The 3,387-nt window shown below is 59.8% G+C and carries 3 protein-coding genes; all 3 read right to left on the bottom strand.

Translation table 11 applies throughout. The features are described from left to right. Positions 1–91 precede the first annotated feature (91 nt). The 3 genes from BG61_RS37925 to BG61_RS37915 are packed head-to-tail and all read right to left on the bottom strand — an operon-like array spanning position 92 to position 3,260. Complete coding sequence (locus BG61_RS37925) at positions 92–1,087, bottom strand: tyrosine-type recombinase/integrase (protein WP_035943385.1); 996 nt, start codon at positions 1,085–1,087, stop codon at positions 92–94. Next, on the bottom strand, positions 1,084–2,031 hold the full coding sequence (locus tag BG61_RS37920) for a tyrosine-type recombinase/integrase (RefSeq protein WP_035943382.1): 948 nt from the start codon (positions 2,029–2,031) through the stop codon (positions 1,084–1,086). Before BG61_RS37920 ends, BG61_RS37925 begins: the two co-directional genes overlap by 4 nt. Then, complete coding sequence (locus tag BG61_RS37915; protein ID WP_035943380.1) at positions 2,028–3,260, bottom strand: tyrosine-type recombinase/integrase; 1,233 nt, start codon at positions 3,258–3,260, stop codon at positions 2,028–2,030. The genes BG61_RS37920 and BG61_RS37915 overlap by 4 nt, the downstream gene beginning before the upstream one ends. Positions 3,261–3,387 lie beyond the last annotated feature (127 nt).

Here is a 3,387-nt window from a genome sequence, read left to right as displayed (position 1 = left end):
ATGCCGACTCCCGGATTATGCCGCGTCGGGAATCCACAGGCACAACGGTTGGGCGGATCCCTGTTCCGGGTCGCTCGGATTATCGGCATTATCAGAGAGCCTCCAGGAAGGCGAGCAACGGATCGGGAGGTTTGTAGCGTGTCGGCGCGATGCCGCTGGCCGTGGCGTGCGCAAGCGCGCGTTCCTTGAGCTGCATGTCGGCGTGCAAGTAGATCTGAGTTGTTTCTGATGATTCGTGACCGAGCCAGAGCGCGATCACGGTCAGGTCTACGCCGTGATGCAACAGGCTCATCGCAGCCGCGTGCCGAAGCGTGTGGGGCGTTACTGATTTTTTCTTCAGCGAAGGGCACGAGAGACGCGCTATTTCGACGTTGCGCGACACGAGTCGCTGAAGAGCATCGGCACTGAGATGACCGCCACGCGAACTGGGGAAGACTGGATCATCTGATTCGCCTGGTTGATACAACAGCCATTCTTTAAGGACGGCAACGACATCCGGTCGTAGCGGAGTGCATCGCATCTTTCTGCCTTTGCCGAGGCAACGGACGTGTGCGCCTGTACCGAGCACCACATCCTGACGCCGGAGAGCGGTCAATTCGCTGTTTCGCAGACCCGTTTGGACCGCTACAAGAAGCAGCGTTCGGTCGCGGTTGCCGATCCACGTTCGTACATCGGGTGCCGCTACCAGAGCTGCGGCCTCGCTCTCGGTGAGAAACTCGACGGGACCGTGTTCGCAGCGTTTGGATGGAATTGCAAGAATGCGCTGGCACTGCAGGAACAGAGCAGGCTCACTGACCGCAACGAACCGGAAGAAGGCATGCACAGCGGCAAGGCGCGTGTTGCGTGTCCGCACTGAATTGCCCCTGCCTTGTTCCAAGTGCCGAAGGAATTTCTCGATGAACGACGTGTCGAAGTCTTCGATCCGCAGCTTTGACGGCGCGCGCCCGATATGCTTCGTGGCGAACGCCAGCAACAACCGGAACGTGTCACGGTAACTTGCCACCGTGTGCGAACTCAGCCCTTGCTGCTCGAGCAGGCGCTGGGTAAAGAAACGCTGAACGAGCGATGGAAGGCCGGCGGCGCTCACGGCTGCTCTCCCGGACAGTTCTTTCCGAGATAGCCTGCGGCGAGTTCAAGCAGCTCCGGAACCGCTTCGATGTACCAGTACGTAAGACCAACGTTGACATGCCCGAGGTAGGCGGAAAGTCTCGGCAATTCCCGACTCACGTCCAGACCGTCGCGATACCACTCGACCAGCCTTCCGGTCGCAAAGCTATGCCGGAAGTCCTGGAGCCGTGGGCCGTAACGATCGCGACCATCCTCTGTCGCTGGCCGCAGGCCGACGGCACGCGACATTCTGACGAACATGCTTCGGACAGTGCCGGCCTTCAACCTGATACCGCGCTCACTAACCAGAAACGCCTCACTCAACCGCTGCTGGCAGAGCCGGTCGCGACCCTGAGCATAACGTTCGAGTGCGGCGCGGGTCGACTCTTCTACGGGTACAAAGCGCGATTTGCCGAACTTCGATTCCCGGATGGAGAGTATTCCGCTAACGAGGTCAACGTCGGACCGGTTGAGTCGAAGCGCTTCACCCGGCCTGAGGCCGGTCGCTACGAGAAGCCCGATAAGCGTCGAATAGGTCAGCGCTCGCATGCCTGTGCGCGAGCGTAGCCGCGCAGCCTGGATTATGAGCAGGTTAATTTCCTGTTCCGTGTAAATATGCGGCGCGTTGCGTCGTCGACGAGCACTAAGGAATCCTGTTGGCGGAATCTGGTTTCGGCTGTCAATGACGCTCATCCATCTGGCGAATCCTCTCACCTGGGAGAGGCGCCGCCCCCAGGTGGCGCGTTCGACGAGTACGGGCGTCGTCGCCCAGCGCAGAGCCAGATCGGTGGTAATGAACTCGGCGCCTTCGCGTTCAAGAAGATCAACGAAATGACCGAGTGCCAATGCAGGTTCATAGAATGACGCTCCGAGAGCCCGGCGGACTGCAACGTACTGAGCAAGGGAGTCACGGATCGCAGTCATATTGCACCTCCCGCCGTGGGCCATGAGCGCGCTACCCCGCGCAGGTCCTCAAACGCGACCTTTGCGTAGATCGCGGTACTGACCTGTGAGCGGTGCCGCAACACCTCGGCAATTTCCGCCATCGATGCACCTTGGCGAATCATCGTTGTCGCCAGACTGTGCCGAAACAGATGCGCCGCGCCGCGACACGCAGGGCGAAACGCGGCGCGAGCGAACGCCAGACGAACAATGTGGCCAATTGCCGCCGGTCCCGCCAGACCAACACGCGGTGCGTACATGCGAAGGAATACCCGACGCGATGCGCTCGCTCCACGAGCGTCGCGAAGGTACGTTGCAATCGCGCCTCCAACCTCGGAAGGTAGTGGGACATGCTCCACCATTTGCCCCTTGCCATGAACGACAAATTCCCCCGAACGCCAGTGAATGTCGCCTAGCTCAAGTGCGACGATCTCTCCTGCACGCAACCCCAGTCGCGCCAACAACAGCAGGACCGCATAGTCGCGGCACCCGCGCGGAGTGGATCGGTCCGCAGTGGCAATGAGGGCCTCCTCCTGCTCGGGCGTGAGGAATGTTGGCACAGTTGACTGTTGCCACTTGCGAACTGAAGGCACCGACTCATACAGGTCACACGGCGTGTTTCCACGCAGAAAGAGGAAGTGGCAAAACGAGCGAAGGGCCACTGTCATCAGCCGCATGTACTCCGCCGATCGACCTTTGCTGCGAACAAGGAGATGATTCCGGATCGTTACGGCGTCAAATGCATCGGGCAATACACTTCCGTCGCCTGCGTCGTGGCTGCTGAGGAAGTCACGGATGAAGGGCCCATAGACGAGTACCGAGTTCCTCGCTAGTCCACGATCCTGCCTCAGATAGTCCAGATACCGGCAATAGATGTGCGTGATCGCGGATTGGCCGCTCAACGTCGTCGAGCGCACGATCCCTTCAACGCGCAGACAGGCAAGGAATGATCGTAATGCGGCGCGCTCGCACTGGACGCGGTCTCGTGAGGCGTCGATCGGGCGCTCCCTAAAACGAGTCGTCGCGGACTCATCGAGGTCAACAAGGTCGATATTCCTGTTCTTCATCCACCTGAAGAACGCATACAGGACCCTTCGTTTCTTGCGAAGCGTTACCTCGGAATAGTGAGCCGTCCGTAGACGATCGAGAAATGCATCAATGTGACGGGCTGGCAGCCCACCGGATTCGCTGACTGTGCGTGTCGCCTTCATTTGATCTCTCCTGGCCAGCGCGATAGCCAGCCTGAGAAATCATACGATTATGCCGACACAGCAATCACGCAATGCCAAACCTACCGCCGCGCGCACGCATGACGCGGCATAATCCGGGAGTCGGCAT

The organism is Caballeronia glathei (assembly GCF_000698595.1).
Taxonomy (GTDB): Bacteria; Pseudomonadota; Gammaproteobacteria; order Burkholderiales; family Burkholderiaceae; genus Caballeronia; species Caballeronia glathei.
Note: the sequence above shows the minus strand (reverse complement) of the source record. Positions and strands in the feature narration are given on the sequence as shown.